General features: G+C 66.7%; 1 protein-coding gene. It reads left to right on the top strand.

The annotated features are described in order from the left end of the window. On the top strand, positions 1–466 hold a 466-nt coding region (locus J4573_RS53420), incomplete at both ends, for a cytochrome P450 (RefSeq protein ID WP_208264190.1).

Raw genomic sequence — 466 nt, 5'->3', positions numbered from 1 at the left:
ACTGGCCCTCTTCAACGCCGGCCAGACGCTCAAGGACCTGGTCGAGGACCTGGGGCGGCAGCGCCGTGAGGACCCGGCCGACGACCTGACCACGGCTCTGGTCACCGCGAACATCGACGGTGAGTCCCTGACCGACCAGGAGCTCGGCTCGTTCTTCATCCTGCTGGTGGTGGCGGGCAACGAGACCACCCGCAACGCCATCGCGCACTCGCTAGACCTGTTCACCCGCCATCCCGAGCAGCGGGCCCTGCTCGCCGAGGACTTCGAGGGGCGCATCGCGGGGGCGGTCGAGGAGGTCGTCCGGTACGCCTCGCCGGTGATCTGGATGCGCCGCACCGCCACCTGCGACACGACGCTGAACGACCATGTGATCAAGGCGGGCGACAAGCTCGTTCTCTACTACTGGTCGGCCAACCGCGACGAGATGGTCTTCACCGATCCCGAACGCTTCGACATCCTGCGTAAT

It is taken from the genome of Actinomadura barringtoniae (genome assembly GCF_017573505.1).
In the GTDB taxonomy this organism is placed as follows: domain Bacteria; phylum Actinomycetota; class Actinomycetes; order Streptosporangiales; family Streptosporangiaceae; genus Spirillospora; species Spirillospora barringtoniae.
The sequence above is the reverse complement of the archived record's forward strand: the minus strand, read 5'-3'. Positions and strand labels throughout refer to the sequence as shown.